This is a genomic window from Streptomyces sp. NPDC085524 (assembly GCF_044541755.1).
Lineage (GTDB): Bacteria > Actinomycetota > Actinomycetes > Streptomycetales > Streptomycetaceae > Streptomyces.
The window spans coordinates 56,478-73,675 of record NZ_JBITTH010000038.1; the positions used below are offsets into that span (position 1 = coordinate 56,478).

17 protein-coding genes are annotated in these 17,198 nt (G+C 71.8%); 4 read left to right on the plus strand and 13 right to left on the minus strand.

The features are described from left to right. Positions 1-138: 138 nt before the first annotated feature. From ACIGFK_RS38460 to ACIGFK_RS38520, 13 genes are all read right to left on the minus strand, one after another. On the minus strand, positions 139-663 hold the full coding sequence (locus tag ACIGFK_RS38460; protein WP_400055556.1) for an SMI1/KNR4 family protein: 525 nt from the start codon (positions 661-663) through the stop codon (positions 139-141). A 101-nt stretch (positions 664-764) separates the two neighbouring features. Next, positions 765-1,157: a YccF domain-containing protein gene (locus ACIGFK_RS38465; protein WP_376661716.1), complete on the minus strand. Its 393-nt coding sequence runs from the start codon at positions 1,155-1,157 to the stop codon at positions 765-767. Then, positions 1,154-2,017 carry a zinc metalloprotease HtpX gene (gene htpX, locus ACIGFK_RS38470; RefSeq protein ID WP_376661717.1) on the minus strand — a complete coding sequence of 288 codons (864 nt, stop codon included), beginning with the start codon at positions 2,015-2,017 and terminating at the stop codon, positions 1,154-1,156. The genes ACIGFK_RS38465 and htpX overlap by 4 nt, the downstream gene beginning before the upstream one ends. A 209-nt stretch (positions 2,018-2,226) precedes the next feature. Next, the gene (locus ACIGFK_RS38475) at positions 2,227-3,789 is read right to left on the minus strand and encodes an NADH-quinone oxidoreductase subunit N (protein WP_376661405.1); all 1,563 of its coding nucleotides are present in this window, start codon (positions 3,787-3,789) and stop codon (positions 2,227-2,229) included. Continuing rightward, positions 3,786-5,339 carry a NuoM family protein gene (locus ACIGFK_RS38480; protein WP_400055563.1) on the minus strand — a complete coding sequence of 518 codons (1,554 nt, stop codon included), beginning with the start codon at positions 5,337-5,339 and terminating at the stop codon, positions 3,786-3,788. The genes ACIGFK_RS38475 and ACIGFK_RS38480 overlap by 4 nt, the downstream gene beginning before the upstream one ends. Positions 5,340-5,377: 38 nt before the next feature. Continuing rightward, on the minus strand, positions 5,378-7,402 hold the full coding sequence (locus tag ACIGFK_RS38485) for an NADH-quinone oxidoreductase subunit L (RefSeq protein WP_400055557.1): 2,025 nt from the start codon (positions 7,400-7,402) through the stop codon (positions 5,378-5,380). After that, positions 7,399-7,746 carry an NADH-quinone oxidoreductase subunit NuoK gene (nuoK, locus tag ACIGFK_RS38490; protein ID WP_384590653.1) on the minus strand — a complete coding sequence of 116 codons (348 nt, stop codon included), beginning with the start codon at positions 7,744-7,746 and terminating at the stop codon, positions 7,399-7,401. The genes ACIGFK_RS38485 and nuoK overlap by 4 nt, the downstream gene beginning before the upstream one ends. Then, positions 7,746-8,342, minus strand: a complete 597-nt coding sequence (locus tag ACIGFK_RS38495) for an NADH-quinone oxidoreductase subunit J (RefSeq protein WP_376661408.1) — start codon at positions 8,340-8,342, stop codon at positions 7,746-7,748. Before ACIGFK_RS38495 ends, nuoK begins: the two co-directional genes overlap by 1 nt. Further along, a complete protein-coding gene (locus ACIGFK_RS38500) occupies positions 8,342-9,037 on the minus strand; it encodes a 4Fe-4S binding protein (protein ID WP_400055558.1) in 696 nt (231 codons plus the stop codon). The genes ACIGFK_RS38495 and ACIGFK_RS38500 overlap by 1 nt, the downstream gene beginning before the upstream one ends. After that, positions 9,037-10,005, minus strand: coding sequence for an NADH-quinone oxidoreductase subunit H (locus ACIGFK_RS38505; protein ID WP_376661410.1), 969 nt, complete (start codon positions 10,003-10,005; stop codon positions 9,037-9,039). The genes ACIGFK_RS38500 and ACIGFK_RS38505 overlap by 1 nt, the downstream gene beginning before the upstream one ends. Next, positions 10,002-11,150 (minus strand): NADH-quinone oxidoreductase subunit C, encoded by a 1,149-nt coding sequence (locus ACIGFK_RS38510; RefSeq protein WP_400055559.1) that lies wholly within the window; start codon positions 11,148-11,150, stop codon positions 10,002-10,004. Before ACIGFK_RS38510 ends, ACIGFK_RS38505 begins: the two co-directional genes overlap by 4 nt. Further along, positions 11,147-11,749, minus strand: a complete 603-nt coding sequence (locus ACIGFK_RS38515) for an NADH-quinone oxidoreductase subunit B (RefSeq protein ID WP_376661412.1) — start codon at positions 11,747-11,749, stop codon at positions 11,147-11,149. Before ACIGFK_RS38515 ends, ACIGFK_RS38510 begins: the two co-directional genes overlap by 4 nt. Continuing rightward, on the minus strand, positions 11,740-12,147 hold the full coding sequence (locus ACIGFK_RS38520; RefSeq protein ID WP_376661413.1) for an NADH-quinone oxidoreductase subunit A: 408 nt from the start codon (positions 12,145-12,147) through the stop codon (positions 11,740-11,742). Before ACIGFK_RS38520 ends, ACIGFK_RS38515 begins: the two co-directional genes overlap by 10 nt. A gap of 147 nt (positions 12,148-12,294) precedes the next feature. Between ACIGFK_RS38520 and ACIGFK_RS38525 the strand changes: the two genes are divergently transcribed. The 4 genes from ACIGFK_RS38525 to ACIGFK_RS38540 all read left to right on the plus strand — a co-directional run. Continuing rightward, entirely contained in the window at positions 12,295-13,476 is a 1,182-nt protein-coding gene (locus ACIGFK_RS38525) for a sensor histidine kinase (protein WP_386472611.1), read from the plus strand. Positions 13,477-13,888: 412 nt separating this feature from the next. Then, positions 13,889-15,196 (plus strand): sensor histidine kinase, encoded by a 1,308-nt coding sequence (locus ACIGFK_RS38530; protein ID WP_400055560.1) that lies wholly within the window; start codon positions 13,889-13,891, stop codon positions 15,194-15,196. 558 nt (positions 15,197-15,754) lie between these two features. Further along, positions 15,755-16,414, plus strand: a complete 660-nt coding sequence (locus ACIGFK_RS38535; protein WP_376662516.1) for a LuxR C-terminal-related transcriptional regulator — start codon at positions 15,755-15,757, stop codon at positions 16,412-16,414. A gap of 161 nt (positions 16,415-16,575) precedes the next feature. After that, a partial coding sequence (locus ACIGFK_RS38540; RefSeq protein WP_386473826.1) for a 2-oxoacid:acceptor oxidoreductase family protein occupies positions 16,576-17,198 on the plus strand: 623 nt, incomplete at its 3' end.

The following is a 17,198-nucleotide window of genomic DNA, read 5'->3' on the forward strand; positions in this document are numbered from 1 at the left end:
GGTGTCAAGGGTCGGACCGTGGCAGCTGTCGGGCTGTCCGGTGTGTGGTGCCGGCCTGCACGCTGCCCCTCTCGTCGGCGGTTTCGGGGGCGGCGGTAATGGCCGTCGGAGCGCTGGCCTACGGTGTGCGCCGGCGGTTCAGATCCGGGATCTGAACTCGGCCCAGGGGGCGAGCTCCAGGTCGGATTCCTCCCCCAGCCCGGACTCGTCGCAGAACCAGGCGGTGCCGTCGAGCCAGCCGCGGAGCCAGTCGGCCAGGCTCGGGGTGTCGACCGTCCAGGCGAGGTCCGGCTCCCCGAGACTCGGGTCGAACAGCAGTACTTGGGCGGTTTCGGAACGGCAGTCGACGCAGGCGTACGTGGTGCAGCCGAAGTCGGCTATCGGCAGCACTGCCTCCGGCCAGCGCCATCCCGACTCCCGGCGGGCCGCGTACTCCTGCACGGCCTGACGCAGCGGCAGGAGCCCGCATTCGGGGCCGAATCCGCCGTCGCCCACCCGGGTGTAGAGCCCGGCGAACAGGGGCGGCAGGGCGAAGCCGAGTATGCCTTCGGCGCGGGCGATCTCTCCGTCGGCGAGCGGCTTCGGCAGGGGCGCTCCATGCCCCTGCGCGGAGGCGCGCACGCGGTCTGCGACTTGCTCCAGCAACTGCTCGGTCTCGTTCATGCGTTCATGGTGACGCACGCCACTGACAGCCGTCCGGGCCTGTGGAAAACACTCAGGCCGGGACGGCCTCGACGCCCTCGCGGCGCTTCCGAACTCCCGGGTCAGCGGGATGCGAAGGGCGCGTCCGTGGGGACGATTTCGCGGCCCAGCGGGAGCAGGGAGAGCGGGACCATCTTGAAGTTGGCGATGCCGAACGGGATGCCGATGATCGTGATGCACAGGGCGAGGCCCGTGACGATGTGGCCGATGGCGAGCCACCAGCCCGCCAGGACCAGCCACAGGACGTTTCCGATGCAGGACGCGGCGCCTGCGTCGCGGCGCTCGACCGTGGTGTAGCCGAACGGCCAGAGGGCGTACACGGCGATGCGGAAGGCGGCGATGCCGAAGGGGATGCCGATGATCGTGATGCAGAGGATCACGCCCGCGAGGCAGTAGCCGAGGAACAGCCAGACGCCGCTGAGGACGAGCCAGATGATGTTCAGGATGGTCTTCACTGCGAACGGCCTGCCATCTGTTCGAGCCGGGCGATGCGCTCGGCCATCGGGGGGTGGGTCGAGAACATCTTGGTCAATCCCTGCCCCGGACGGAAGGGATTGGCGATCATCATGTGGCTCGCCGTCTCCAGCCTGGGCTCGGGCGGCAGCGGAAGCTGCTTGGTGCCGGCGTCGAGCTTGCGCAGCGCGCTGGCCAGGGCGAGCGGGTCGCCCGTGAGCTGGGCGCCGGAGGCGTCGGCCTCGTACTCGCGCGAGCGGCTGATGGCCAGCTGGATCACGGAGGCGGCCAGCGGGCCGAGGATCGCGATGAGCAGCATGCCGAGGAGGCCGGGGCCCTCGTCGTCGTTGGAGCGGCCCACCGGTATCAGCCAGGCGAAATTCACCAGGAACATGATCACGGACGCGAGCGCTCCGGCGACCGACGCGATCAGGATGTCCCGGTTGTAGACGTGGCTGAGCTCGTGGCCGATGACACCGCGCAGCTCGCGCTCGTCGAGGATGCGCAGGATGCCCTCGGTGCAGCAGACCGCGGCGTTGCGCGGGTTGCGGCCGGTGGCGAAGGCGTTCGGGGCCTCGGTGGGCGAGATGTAGAGGCGTGGCATGGGCTGGCGCGCGGACGTGGAGAGCTCGCGCACCATGCGGTAGAGCTCGGGGGCCTCGAATTCGCTGACGGGGCGGGCCCGCATCGCGCGCAGTGCCAGCTTGTCGCTGTTCCAGTACGCGTACGCGTTCGTCCCGAGGGCGACGAGGACGGCGATGATCAGGCCGCCCCGCCCGAAGAAGCTGCCGATGAGAATGATGAGTGCGGACAGCCCGCCGAGGAGTACGGCGGTCTTCAGCCCGTTGTGCCGGCGGTGCACGGTACGCCCTCCTAGTGGTGCGGCAGGGAGCCCCCGTCCTGGACTGAGGGTCTACGGTCCAGTGGACCCTCCCTTCCTGGTCAACGCGAGGTGGGGGCGGCTGGTTCCCGGGGCGTGCCGAAGCGGCCGCCGCCCCGGCGCCCCGGGAGTGGGGGCGGCGGGGCGGCGGCCGGGTGCGTTGCTCCGTACGGGTTACGGCTGCACGGGGGCTACTGCGGGAAGAGGCTGCTCGACGCGAAGCGCAGGACGAGCTGCGGGGCGCCCGAGAGGACGAGGGCCGTGACCGCGGTGACGGCGATGGCCGCCGTGACCGGCCAGGGGGCCTTCGTGCGGGTCGTGGCGGTCTGTGCGCCCTCGGCGCCCTCGGCGCCTTCCGGTGCGCGGAAGAGGGTCGCGGTCCACCGCAGGTAGTAGTAGAGGGCGACGACGACGTTGACCGCCATGATCACGGCGAGCCAGCCCAGGCCCGCTTCGACCGCGGACTGGAAGACGACGACCTTGGCGAAGAGGCCGATGATGCCCGGCGGCAGGCCGGCCAGGCAGAGCAGGAAGAAGGCCATCGAGAGGGCGGCCAGCGGGCGCTCGGCGTACAGGCCGCGGTAGTCGCTGATCCGGTGGAGCGGCTTCGTACGGGCGACGAGCGCGGCCACGGCGAAGGCGCCGAGGTTCACGACGGCGTACATGAGGGCGTACGCGATGGTGGAGCCGATCTGGTCGCGGTCGGAGTACGCGGCGGCGGCGATCGGGACCAGGAGGTAGCCGGCCTGGCCGACCGAGGACCAGGCGAGCAGTCGTACGGCGCTGTTCGGGCGGTCCGCGGACTGGCGCAGGGCGGCGGCGTTGCCCACGGTCATGGTGAGCGCGGCGAGGACGGCGAGGGCCGGTCCCCAGATGTCGGAGTACGCCGGGAAGGCGATCACCGTCACGAGGATGAGGCCGGTGAAGCCGACGGCCTTGCCGATCACCGAGAGGTACCCGGCGATGGGCAGGGGGGCGCCGATGTAGGTGTCGGGGACCCAGAAGTGGAAGGGGACGGCCGCGGTCTTGAACGCGAAGCCCACGAGCGTGAGCGCGACGCCGACCATGGCGACGGTGTCGAGCTGCCCGGGGACGCTTTCGAGGCGGTCGGCGACCTGGGTGAGGTGCAGGGTGCCGGTGGCGCCGTAGACGAAGCTGATGCCCATCAGGGACACCGCGGTGGCGGTGACCGAGGAGAGGAAGAACTTGAGGGCGGCCTCGGAGGAGAGCCGGTCGCCGCGGCGCATGCCGACGAGGGCGAAGGCCGGCAGCGAGGCGACTTCCAGGGCGACGATCAGGGTGGCGAGGTCGCGGGAGGCGGGCAGGAGCGCGGCGCCGGCTGCGGAGGAGAGCAGCAGGAACCAGTACTCTCCGGCCGGCATGCGCGCGTCGCGGACCGCGGTGACCGACAGCAGGGCGGTGACCAGGGCGCCGGCCAGTACCAGGAACTGGAGCACGAGCGTGAAGTGGTCGGCCGTGTAGCTGCAGGCGGCCGGGTCGCTGCCGAGGCAGAAGGTGGACCGGTCACCCGCGCGCAGCGGCAGCAGGGTGGCGGTCGCGGCGGCCAGGCCGGCCACCGAGAGCCACCCGAGGAGCGGCTTGCGGCGCTCGGGCAGGAACAGGTCCGCGATGAGGACGGCCACGGCGACGGCGGCGGGGACCACCACCGGTGCGATGGCGAGCCAGTCGACGGACTGGACGAGGCTGGGGGTCTGCGCCGAGGGGCCGGCGGCGAGGACCGTGAGGGCCGTCATGAGTTGCCTCCTGCGAGGAGCTTCTGGACGGCCGGGTCGGTGAGGCCGAGCAGTACCGCGGGCCACAGGCCGGCGAGGACGGTGAGGGCGGCGAGCGGGGTCCAGGCGGCGAATTCGTAGCGCTGGACGTCCGCGAGGACGAGCTCGGGACCGGACTTCGGGTCGCCCATGCAGACGCGCCGTACGACGATCAGCAGGTAGGCGGCGGTGAGCAGGGTGCCGAACGCGCCGAAGGCCATGTACGTGAGGAACGCCGGCCGGGACAGGCCCTCGGCGGGGTCGAACGCGCCGAAGAGGGCCAGCATCTCGCCCCAGAACCCGGCGAGGCCGGGCAGGCCGAGGGAGGCGACGGCGGCGAAGGCGAGGAACGCGCCGAAGCGGGGGGCGCGGCCGTAGAGGGCCGCGCCGGTGACTCCGGAGAGGGTGTCGAGGTCGGCGGTTCCGTAGCGGTCCTTGAGGGCGCCGACCAGGAAGAAGAGCAGGCCGGTGATCAGGCCGTGGGCGATGTTCGCGAAGAGGGCGCCGTTGACTCCGGTGGGGGTCATGGAGGCGATGCCGAGGAGCACGAAGCCCATGTGGCCGACGGAGGAGTACGCGATGAGCCGCTTGAGGTCGCCCTTGTTGCCCTTGCGGGCGAGCGAGAGGCAGGCGAGGGACCCGTAGACGATGCCGACGGCGGCGAACGCGCCCAGGTAGGGGGCGAAGGCGGCCATGCCGTCGGGGGTGGCGGGCAGCAGGATGCGGACGAACCCGTACGTGCCCATCTTGAGCAGCACGCCGGCCAGCAGGACGGAGCCGACGGTCGGCGCGGCGGTGTGGGCGTCGGGCAGCCAGCTGTGCAGCGGCCACATCGGGGTCTTCACGGCGAGGCCGATGCCGATGGTGAGGACGGCCAGGAGCTGGGTGGTGTGGGACAGTTCGCGGCCGTTGTCAGTGGCGAGCGTCACCATGTCGAATGTGCCGCTGTTCAGTCCGATCAGCAGCAGTCCGAGCAGCATGACCACGGAGCCGAGGAGCGTGTAGAGGATGAACTTCCAGGCGGCGGCCTGCCGCTGAGCACCGCCCCAGCGGGCGATGAGGAAGTACATCGGGATGAGGACCATCTCGAAGGCGAGGAAGAAGAGCAGCAGGTCGAGGACGGCGAAGGTCGCGAGGGTGCCGGACTCCAGGACCAGGAGCAGCGCGACGAAGGCCTTCGGGGACGGGCCTGCGGGGAGCTTGAAGTAGCTGTAGAGCGCGCAGAGGAAGAACAGCAGCGCGGTCATCAGGAGGAGGGGGAGCGAGATGCCGTCGATGCCGAGGTGGATCCGGACGTTCAGCGCCGGGATCCAGCTGATGTCCGTCGTCGCCTGGAAGCGGGACGGGGTGCCGTGGTCGAAGCCCAGGGTGAGGGCGATCGCCGCGGCGAGGATCACGCCGGTCACGGTCACGCCGTGGCGGAGTACGGCCTGTTCGGGGCTCTTGCCCTTGAGGCCGGGCGGGGCCGGCAGGAGGGCCGCGACCGCGCCGAGGAGCGGTGCGGCCACGGCGAACGCCAGAAGGAACTGCATCACGGACGGGCTGATATCGATCACGGCTGACTCTCGGCTCACGATCCGGCGTTGATGTTGGCGAGGACGGCGGTGGCGATCGCCAGGACCACGGCACCTGCGAACAGGGCGCTCAGGTAGCTCTGCACGTTGCCGGTCTGGGCACGGCGGACGAGGCTGCCGAACAGCCGGGGGGCGGTGCCCGCGCCGCGGACGTAGGTGTCCACGACCTCGCGGTCGAGGAAGCGGACCAGGCTCGCGGCCGCCCGGACGGGGCGGACGAAGAGCCGGTCGTAGACGGCGTCGAGGTGGAAGCCGACCGCTGCGTGCCGGTGCAGGGGGCCGAGGAGCACCTTGCCGGGGTCGGCTGCGGGGCCGGCTGCGACGGCGGGGTGGTCGTGGGTCACCTCGGCGACCTCGGGGGCTTCCGCGGCGGATTCCGCGACGGTGGCGGCGACCGCGGCGGCTGCTGCGACCCCGTTGGCGGCCGAGGCGGTGGCCGCGACGGCAGCGGCCTTGGCCGTGGCGCGCTGCCAGAGGGCGTAGGTGAGCATCACGCCGACGACTGCTGCGCCGGTGCCGAGGACCGAGGTGACCAGGGTCGGGGTGAGCTCCCTGCCGTCGAACCAGTCGGCGAGGGAGTCCGCCGCGAGGCCGAGGCCGATCGTGGGGATCGCGAGCAGCCACAGCACGCCGGTCATGGCGACGGGCTCCTTGCCGTGGTCGGGGGCGGCGGCGCCCCGGCCGCGGAAGGCCATCAGCCAGAGCCGGGTGGCGTAGGCGGCGGTGAGCAGGGCGGTCAGCACGCCGGCGACCAGGACCACCCAGCCGGCGCTGCTGGGGGCGAGCTCCGAGTGGCCGGTCGCGGTCTGCTCGGCGGCGACGAGGACGGCTTCCTTGGAGAAGAAGCCGGCGAACGGCGGGATCGCGGCGAGCGCGAGCAGCGCGATCGTCATCGTCCAGAAGGCGTCGGGGATGCGCTTGGCCAGGCCGTCCATACGCGACATGGCGGCCAGGGAGTTCGTACCGGCGGCGTGGATGATCACGCCCGCGCCGAGGAACAGGAGCGCCTTGAAGAAACCGTGGGACAGGAGGTGGAAGACGGCGGCGCCGCGGTCGCCGACGGCCAGTGCGCCGGTCATGTAGCCGAGCTGGCCGACCGTGGAGTAGGCGAGGACGCGCTTGATGTCGTCCTGGGCGAGGGCGGCGAGGCCCGAGCCGACCATCGTGACGGCCGCCATGAAGGCCATCACCACGAGCGCGGCGGCGGAGGCCGCGAAGACGGGGAGGAGACGGGCGATGAAGTAGACACCGGCGGCGACCATCGTCGCGGCGTGGATCAGCGCGGAGACCGGGGTGGGGCCCGCCATGGCGTCCGGGAGCCAGGTGTGCAGCGGGAACTGCGCGGACTTGCCCGCGACTCCGGCGAGCAGGAGCAGCGCGATCAGGGTCGGGTGGTCGAGTCCGCCGGCGGCGACGGTGCCCAGGACCTTGTTGATCTCGAAGGATCCGGCGTCGGCGGCGAGCGCGAACAGGCCGATGAGGAAGGGGACGTCGCCGAGCTTGGTGACGAGGAAGGCCTTCAGGGAGGCGGAGCGGGCCGCCTCGGTCTCCCAGTAGTGCCCGACCAGGAAGTACGAGCAGATGCCCATGACCTCCCAGCCGACCAGCAGCACCATCAGGTCGCCGGAGTAGACCACGAGCAGCATGGCGGAGGTGAACAGTGAGACGAGACCGGCGTACGACGGGTAGCGCGGGTCCTCGCGGAGGTATGCCGTCGAGTAGAGCTGTACGCACGTGGCGACGACTCCGACGAGGACGGCGACCAGGGCGGCGAAGCCGTCCACGTTGAGCGAGAGCTCGATCGGCACCGAGCCGGTCGGGGTCAGCTCGGTCGCCGCGTAGATGGGCTTTCCGCCGCCCTGGCGGACGGCGACGAGCACCGCCAGCACGGCGGCGGCGAGCGTCGGCAGGATCGCCAGCGGCCGGACGAAGCCGGGGGCGGTGCGGCCGAGGAGGAGTCCCGCGACCGCGCCCAGGAAGGGGAGGAGGGGGACGAGTACGGCGAGGGTCGTCGTGCTCACGCGGTGACCTCGCTCCGGTGGTTCGGGGTGGGCTCGTGGCCTTCGGCGGTGTCGCGCAGGCGGTCGACGTCCGAGGTGCCTCGGTTGCGGTAGACCATCAGCACGATCGCGAGGCCGATGCCGATCTCGGCGGCGGCGATCGCGATGGTGAAGAGGGTGAGGGCCTGGCCGGCGTGCAGGGTGTCGCGCAGCCAGACGTCGAAGGCCACCAGGTTCAGGTTGACGGCGTTGAGCATCAGCTCGACGGACATCAGGACCAGGATGGCGTTGCGGCGGGCGAGTACTCCGTACAGGCCCGTGCAGAAGAGGAGAGCCGCGAGCACGGCAGGGTAGGCGAGGTGCATCAGCGCTGCCCCTTCTTGGCGCCGGCGGCGGGTTCGTCGGGGTCGTCCTTGCGGGAGAGCACGATGGCGCCGATCAGGGCCGCGAGGAGGAGGACGGAGAGGGCCTCGAAGGGCAGCACCCAGTGCTGGAAGAGGATCTCGCCGGACACCTTCGTCGAGCCCTGGACCGGGCCGTCGAGGTCGATCCAGGTCGTGCGGAAGGCGTCGACGACGACCCAGACGAGGGAGACGGCGGCGATGCCCGCGACGGCGAGCGCGATCCAGCGGTTGCCGGAGTCGGCGTCCGGGGAGCGGCCGATGGGCGCCTTGGTGAGCATCAGCCCGAAGAGGAGGAGGACGACCACGGAACCGAGGTAGATCAGCACCTGGACCCAGGCGATGAACTCCGCGGTCAGCAGCAGGTACTCGACGGCGATGCCGCCGAGCGTGACGACCAGCCAGAGTGCGGCGTGCACCAGCTGGCGGGTGGTGACCGTGACCAGGGCCGCGCCGAAGGTGGCGAGACCGACGAGGACGAAGGCGATCTCGACGCCGGTCGGCGAGAGGAACCCGGGGCCGTTGACTTGGGCGGCGGCGGCGAGGTGGGCGGTCAGCATCAGGCGGTGCCTCCCGCCGAGTCGGTGCCGGTGGCGCCGGGGCCCGGGGTGCCGGAGGCCGGCGTGCCGGAGCTGCCCGGGGCGGCGGTGCCCGGGGTGTTGTCGGCGGAGGGGCTGTCGGCTTCGGCGGCTGCCGCGGCGGCGGCTGCGGCGGCGGCGGCTGCGGCGGCGGCGGCGGCGGCTTCGGCCTTTTCGACCGCCTTGCGGGCCGCGGCGATCTCCTTGGGCTCCTCGGCGGCCGGGTCCAGCGCGGGCGGGGCCGGGACGGTCCACATCCACTCGCGGAGCTTGTCGCGCTCGTGGGTCAGTTCGTGGATGTCGGTCTCCGCGTACTCGAACTCGGGTGACCAGAAGAGGGCGTCGAAGGGGCACACCTCGATGCAGATACCGCAGTACATGCAGAGGGAGAAGTCGATGGCGAAGCGGTCGAGGACGTTGCGGCTGCGCTCGCGCCCGCCGGGGGTGGCGGCCGGGACCGTCTCCTTGTGGGAGTCGATGTAGATGCACCAGTCGGGGCACTCGCGGGCGCACAGCATGCAGACCGTGCAGTTCTCCTCGAACAGGCCGATGACCCCGCGGGAGCGGGGCGGGAGCTCGGGCTGGACGTCGGGGTACTGGGCGGTGTGCGAGCGCTTCGTCATCGTGCGCAGCGTGACGGCCAGGCCCTTGGCGAGGCCGGATCCGGGGATGGGCATTACTGGATCGCCACCTTCACGATGCCGGTGAGCGCGATCTGGGCGAGCGCGAGCGGGATGAGTACGGTCCAGGCGAGCTTCTGGAGCTGGTCCTCGCGCAGGCGCGGGTAGCTCACGCGGAGCCAGATCACGACGAAGGCGAGGACCGCGGTCTTGAGCAGGGTCCAGACCCAGCCGAGGTCGCCGGAGCCGAACGGGCCGTGCCAGCCGCCGAGGAAGAGGACGGTGGTGAGGGCGCAGAGGACGACGATGCCGGCGTACTCGGCGAGCAGGAACAGCGCGAAGCGCAGGCCGGTGTACTCGGTGTACGCGCCGAAGATGATCTCGGAGTCGGCGACGGGCATGTCGAACGGGGGCCGCTGGAGCTCGGCGAGGCCTGCGGTGAAGAAGACGAGCGCGCCGACGATCTGCCAGGGCAGCCACCACCACTGGAAGCTCTCGACGATGCCGGGGATGGAGACCGTCCCGGCCGCCATGGCCACGGAGGCGGCGGCGAGCAGCATCGGGAGCTCGTAGGCGAGCAGCTGCGCGGCGGTACGGAGGCCGCCGAGCAGGGAGAACTTGTTCGCGGAGGCCCAGCCGGCCATGAGGGAGCCGAGGACTCCGACGCCCATGACCGCGAGCACGAAGAACAGGCCCGCGTCGATGACCTGGCCGACGGCGCCCTCGCCGGGCCCGATCGGGATGGCCACGAGGACGAGGAGGTACGGGAGCAGGGCGACGGCAGGGGCGAGCTGGAAGATCCGCCGGTCGGCGTTGGCCGGGACGATGTCTTCCTTCTGCGCGAACTTCACGCCGTCGGCCACGAGCTGGGCCCAGCCGTGGAAGCCGCCGGCGTACATGGGGCCGAGGCGGCCCTGCATGTGGGCCATCACCTTGTGCTCGGTCTGCCCGACGACGAGCGGGAGCACGAGGAAGACGGCGAAGACGACGATCAGCCGCAGGGCGACGTCGAGGACGTCGTTCACGCGTCGCCTCCGTTGTCGGGGGTGGGGTCGGTCTCGGTCTCGGTCTCGGTGGCCGGTTCGGCCGTTGCCTCCGGCGGGGTGGCCGGTTCGGCCGCGGGCTCGTCGAAGGCCGGCTTCGGGTTGTGCCAGGGCGCATCCGCGCTGCGCGGGGCCGCGCGGCGGGGCGCCCTCTCCGGGCCGGGGGCCTGCGGAGTCGCCTCGGCGGCCGGGGTGTCCGGCGCCGGGGTTTCGGGCTCGGTGCCGGGGGCCGCCGGGGTGGTCTGGCTTGCCGAGCCGTCCGCGGACGAGCGGGTGCGGCGGGCCGGGCGGGGCGTCGCGGCGGTCGCCTCGGTGGCCTGGTCGGCCGGGGCCTCGGTGTCGGTGCCGGGGGCCGCCGGAGTGGTCTGGCTCGCCGAGCCGTCCGTCACCGAGCGGGTGCGGCGGGGCGGGCGGGCTGCGGCCGGGGATTCCGTCGCCTGGGTGGCCGAGCCCTCGGCCACCGAGCGGGCGCGGCGGGCCGGGGCGCCCTCGCGGGCGGCCGCTCCGGCTGCGCGCGGGGTGCGGGCCGGGCGGGCGGGGGCCGGCGGGAGCTGGCCCTTCATCGGGCCCCAGTCGTTGGGGTCCGGGACGCCCGGCGGGAGCATCTGGCGGCGCTTCGGCGCGTCCGGGTCGTGCGCCTCGCCCGGCTCCTTGGCTCCGGGCCAGGCCTTGGCGACGCGCGCGGCCAGGACGAAGTCCTTGCGCAGCGGGTGGCCCTCGAACTCCTCCGGGAGGAGCAAGTGGACCAGGTGCGGGTGGTCGGTGAAGGTGATCCCGAACATCTCGAACGTCTCGCGCTCGTGCCATTCCGCGCCCGCGTAGACGGCGATCGCGGACGGCAGGGAGGGCGCCGAGTGCGGGACCGTCGTACGCAGGAGCAGGCGGCGTACGCGACGGTTCTCGAGCGCGACGACATGGGCGCAGACGCGGAAGCCGGTGCCCGGCTCGTCCACGGCGCTCAGCCAGTCGAAGTAGGTGCAGCCCAGCTTGTCCCGGGCGATCTCGAGGGAGGAGATCCAGGCTCCGACCGGGACGTCGACCGTGAGGAGGTCGTACGCCGACGAGCCGACGGCCTCCTCGCCGAAGACCGCCGCGGCCGCGTCGGGAAGGGAGTCGTAGAGGTTCATGTGCCGGCTCCCGGGGTGGGCGGCGGCGTGACCAGGCCGCTCGTGAGCTGCGCGACGGACGGACCGGCCGCGTAGCGCTCGGCGAGCGACTCGCGGGCGATCTTCTCCTGGAGTTTGAGGATGCCCTGGAGCAGCGCCTCCGGGCGCGGCGGGCAGCCGGGCACGTAGACGTCGACCGGGATGATCTGGTCGACGCCCTTGGTGACCGAGTACGAGTCCCAGTACGGGCCGCCGCAGTTGGAGCAGGCGCCGAAGGAGATGACGTACTTGGGCTCCGGCATCTGCTCGTAGAGCCGCTTCACGGCCGGGGCCATCTTGTCGGTGACCGTGCCCGAAACGATCATCAGGTCGGCCTGGCGCGGGCCGGGCGCGAACGGGATCACGCCCAGGCGGATGAAGTCGTGCCGGGCCATCGACGCGGCGATGAACTCGATCGCGCAGCAGGCCAGGCCGAAGTTGAAGACCCACAGGCTGTACCGGCGGCCCCAGTTCAGGACCACCTTCATCGGTTCCGGGGCGAGGCGGGAGAGGACTCCGAGGCGCTTCGGCTCCGGGAGCAGCACCCCCTCGGTCTGGGGAACGGCCGGTGTCACGTCCATTCGAGGACGCCCTTCTTGTACGCGTAGAGCAGGCCGACGGCCAGGAAGCCCAGGAAGATGAACATCTCGACCAGGGTCGTGGCGCCGTAACCGGCGGCGCCGAACACCGTCGCCCACGGGAAGAGGAAGATCGAGTCGACGGCGAAGATGACGTAGAGGAACGCGTAGACGTAGTAGCGGACCTGGGTGTGAGCCCAGCCCTCGCCCACCGGGTCCACACCGCATTCGTACGTCAGCAGCTTCTCTTCGGTCGGGACGACGGGGCGCAGCAGGCGGCCCGCGCCGAAGGCGACGGCCACGAAGAGCACACCGAGCGCGGCCAGGAGGCCGACGACCGAATAACTCCGGAAGTAGTCCGCCGCGAGCACGGTTACGGTCGATACCGTCGGTTCAGGCACGTCCGTTCCTCGCTCCTCGGCCACTGTCGACGATCTGTTACGGACGGGAGTCTAGGGCCTGCCTCACACAGGGTGGGGTTATCCCCCGTTCACAGCACCCCGGCCACCCCATGGCATCAGCGGGGCCCGCTTGGCAGGCTGTGGCCCATGACCACGAGCCCTGACACCCCCGACAACGATCGGCCTCCACCCGTACGCGCCGTCTTCAGCGCCGTGACGTGGAAGGAGATCGCCCATCTGGTGACGAATCTGCCGGTGGCGATCATCGGATTCGTTTACACGGTTGTCATGGTTTCCGGCACGGGGGCCCTGTCCGTGACGGCGGTCGGAATTCCGCTGCTCGCAGGCGGCCTCTATGTGTCTCGGCAATTGGGACGGCTCGACCGGGCCCGCGCCCGCGCGCTGCTCGGCGTACGGGTGGACGAGCCGACCCCGATCCCCGGCCCGAAGCGGTCCGGCGGATTCTTCCCCTGGCTGTGGACGAGCATCAAGGACCCGGTCGGCTGGCGGACGGTGCTGTACCAGCTGATCCGGCTGCCCTGGGGGGTGCTCACCTTCACGGTATCGCTGACCGGGCTCTTCGTGCTGTGGCCGGTGCTGCCGTACCTGGTGCGGTGGATGGCGAACCTGGACCGCGCGATGGTACGGGGGCTGCTGTCGCCCTCCGACGAGCTGGAGCGGCGGATCGCGGAGCTGGAGTCCGACCGGGGGGTCGTCGTCGACACGGCCGCGGCGGACCTGCGGCGCATCGAGCGGGACCTGCACGACGGGGCGCAGGCGCGGCTGGTCGCGCTGGCGATGGGGCTGGGCCTGGCGAAGGAGAAGCTCCTGGAGGACCCGGAGGGCGCGGCGGCGATGGTCGACGAGGCGCACGGGGAAGTGAAGCTGGCGCTCCAGGAACTGCGTGACCTCGCGCGCGGGATCCACCCGGCGGTGCTGACGGACCGGGGGCTGGACGCGGCGCTGTCGTCGGTGGCGACGCGGTGCGTGGTGCCGGTGAAGGTGCTGGTGGAGCTGCCGGTGGAGGAGCGGCCGGCGGAGGCGATCGAGGGGATCGCGTACTTCGTGGTGTCGGAGCTGCTGCAGAACGTGAGCAAGCACGCGGGGGTGGAGGCGCGGGGGGCGAGCGTGGAGGTGTGGCGGTCGGAGACCCGGCTGATGATCCGGGTCTCCGACGACGGGTGCGGCGGGGCGGACCTCTCCCGGGGGTCGGGGCTGGCGGGGCTCGCGGAGCGGCTGGGCGCGGTGGACGGGGTGCTGGTGGTGGACTCCCCCGCCGGGGAGGGCACGGTGGTCACGGCGGAGCTGCCGTGGCGCGGGCGCGGCTAGGGGGCGCGGCTCTTCTTCGGGACTCCCGTCCGGGTGGACGGGGGTCCCGTTCGCGTTCCCGGTGCGGCGCCGTTGCGTGCGGCGGCCCCGGGCTGCGCCCGGGCTTCCGGGGCTCCGCCCCCCGGACCCCGCTCCTCAAACGCCGGAGGGGCTGGATTTGCCCGGGCTGTCTCGAATGGCGAGGGCGGAAGCCGCCGGGGCCCTGGGCGCCGGAGGGGCTGGATTTTGCCCCGGCTGTCTCGAATGGCGGGGCGGAAGCCGCCGGGCCCCGGGTGCCGGAGGGCTGGATATTGCCCGGGCGCGGGGTGGGGTTAACCCCCGGGTGCAGACGCCTACTCGCCGCATGGTTCGGGAGGTCGGGGGGCGACAGGGTGGTGGGGTAACGGGCAGACGGGAAGGGCGGGGCTGGATCATGGGCAACGGCAACGGCAACGGCATCGGGGCGGTGTTGCGGGCCCCCGTCGAGGGGCGGGCCTGGCGGGAGTTCGGATACCTGCTGGTCGGGCTGCCGCTGAGCACGGTGTACTTCTCGCTCGCGATCGCGGGTGTGAGCCTCGGGGCCGGGCTGCTCGTCACGTTCATCGGTGTTCCGGTGCTGGCCGGCGTACTCGCCATGTGCCGCGGCTTCGGGCACGTGGAGCGCGCCCGGGTGCGGCACCTGCTGGGCGTCGACATCGCCGCTCCCGCGCGCATCCGGGCCGGGAAGAACGGGCCGCTCGCGGCGATGGGGGCACTGCTCAAGAGCGGGAGCGCCTGGCGGCACGTGCTGTACTCCGTGATCCACTTCCCGTGGGCGGTGTTCGCCTCCTGCCTGGCACTGACGTTCTGGACGTACGGGTGGGGCTTCCTGCTGTACCCGCTGTGGTTCTGGGTCTTCCCCGCCTACACCAGCCAGTCCGGCCTGATCGTCTTCCAGGACGACGACTACTCCTTCGTCCTCGACTCACCCCTCGCGATCGCCCTCACCTCGGTCACCGGGCTGGCCATCACGCTCGCCACGCCGTGGGTGATCCGGACCCTGACCATCGTGGACCGGGTGCTGGTGGCCGGGCTGCTCGGGGCGTCCCGCCTGGACCACCGCGTGAGCGAGCTGGAGTCCGACCGCGGGGTCGTCGTGGACACCGCCGCCGCCGACCTGCGGCGCATCGAGCGCGATCTGCACGACGGGGCGCAGGCCCGGCTGGTGGCGCTGGCCATGGATCTGGGGCTGGCGAAGGAGAAGCTCGCGGAGGACCCGCGGGCGGCCGTGAAGATGGTGGACGAGGCCCACGGGGAGGTGAAGATCGCCCTCCAGGAGCTGCGTGACCTGGCCCGCGGGATCCACCCGGCGGTGCTGACGGACCGGGGGCTGGACGCGGCGCTGTCCTCGGTGGCCGCGCGGTGCACGGTGCCGGTACGGGTGGCCGTGGACCTCCCGGCCAGGCCGGCGGAGGCGATCGAGGGGATCGCGTACTTCGTGGTGTCGGAGCTGCTGCAGAACGTGAGCAAGCACGCGGGCGGGCAGGCGCGGGGGGCGAGCGTGGACGTGTGGAAGTCCGGGGAGCGGCTGCTGATCCAGGTCTGCGACGACGGGCCCGGCGGGGCCGGGCTCTCCGAGGGGTCGGGGCTGGCGGGGCTCGCCGAGCGGCTGGATGCGGTGGACGGGGTGCTGGTGGTGGACTCCCCCGCCGGGGAGGGCACGGTGGTCACGGCGGAGCTGCCGTGGCGCGGGCGCGGCTAGGGGGCGCGGCTCTTCTTCGGGACTCCCGTCCGGGTGGACGGGGGTCCCGTTCGCGTTCCCGGTGCGGCGCCGTTGCGTGCGGCGGCCCCGGGCTGCGCCCGGGCTTCCGGGGCTCCGCCCCCCGGACCCCGCTCCTCAAACGCCGGAGGGGCTGGATTTCGCCCGGGCACGCCTCGAACGCGAGGGCGGGATTCGCCGGGCTCGTCTCGAACGCCGAGGGCCGATTTCGCGCGGGCGCCTCGTGGGTCCGAGGGCCGGATCTCGCGCGGGGGGCTCGTGGGTCCGAGGGCTGGATCGCGCGCTGGAGGCTCGAGGGGGCAGGGGCTGGATCTCGTGCGGGGGCTCTTGGGGGCAGGGGCTGGAATTCGTGCGGGGGCTCGAGGGGGCAGGGGCTGGAATTCGACCCTGCGGGGCGGGCTTGGGGCGAAAACTCGCCCTGGGGGCCCACTCGTTGGGCGGGCTCCGCCGTGATCCTGGTCCGATGCTGGGATGCTTGGCCGAGTCAGGGAGTTTGTGGGAACGAGTGGACGCGGGGGCAGCAGAATCGTGGAAGACAGGGTGCGGGTGGTCATCGCCGAGGACTCAGTGCTGCTGCGCGAGGGCCTGACCCGGCTGCTGACCGACCGGGGGCATGACGTCGTGGCCGGCGTCGGGGACGCGGAAGCCCTGATCAAGACGGTGGCGGACCTGGCGGCGGAGGATGCGCTGCCGGACGTCGTGGTGGCCGATGTGCGGATGCCGCCGACGCACACCGACGAGGGCGTACGGGCGGCCGTACGGCTGCGGCGCGACCACCCGGGGATCGGCGTGCTCGTGCTGTCGCAATACGTGGAGGAGCAGTACGCCACCGAACTGCTGGCCGGTTCCACCACCGGGGTGGGCTATCTGCTCAAGGACCGGGTGGCCGAGGTGCGGGAGTTCCTGGACGCGGTGGTCCGGGTGGCCCGGGGCGGTACGGCCCTGGACCCGGAGGTCGTCGCGCAGCTGCTCGGGCGCAGCCGGAAGCAGGACGTACTGGCGGGGCTGACCCCGCGCGAGCGCGAGGTGCTCGGGCTGATGGCCGAGGGGCGCACCAATTCGGCCGTGGCGAAGCAGCTGGTGGTGAGCGACGGCGCGGTCGAGAAGCACGTCAGCAACATCTTCATGAAGCTGGGCCTGTCACCGAGTGATGGGGATCACCGGCGTGTTCTGGCCGTTCTCACCTACCTCAAATCTTGATCGACTGACACTCTGTCAGATACGGCAGTTACGGCATACCGGCCGGCCGTCTCAAGGGGCGGCCCGACGGTCCAGAATGTGGCCGCTCCCTTGGAAGCCCTCCCTGCGGACGTAGGGTGGGTTCCGTGGGGGAGCCCACGCCTCGAAGGAGGTCCAGTTCAGTGACCAGCCAGGTCAGCAGCCCAGCCGAGCAGGCCGACGGGGCTGGGGGTGCGGTTGTCGGTGGACAGCGCACCCCGCCGAGCCCGGGCGGCAAGGAAGTACGCCGTCTCGATCGTGTGATCATCCGTTTTGCGGGTGACTCGGGTGACGGTATGCAGCTCACCGGTGACCGGTTCACCTCGGAGACGGCGTCGTTCGGCAACGACCTCTCCACGCTGCCGAACTTCCCCGCCGAGATCCGGGCCCCTGCCGGAACCCTGCCCGGTGTGTCGTCGTTCCAGCTGCACTTCGCGGACCACGACATCCTCACGCCCGGCGACGCCCCGAACGTGCTGGTCGCGATGAACCCCGCCGCCCTCAAGGCGAACATCGCCGACGTGCCGCGCGGCGCCGAGATCATCATCAACACCGACGAATTCACCAAGCGTCCGATGGCGAAGGTCGGCTACGAGACCTCCCCGCTGGAAGACGGATCGCTCTCCGCCTACAACATCCACCCCGTCCCGCTGACGACGCTGACGGTGGAGGCCCTGAAGGACTTCGGGCTGTCGCGGAAGGAGGCGGAGCGCAGCAAGAACATGTTCGCGCTGGGTCTGCTGTCGTGGATGTACCACCGGCCGAC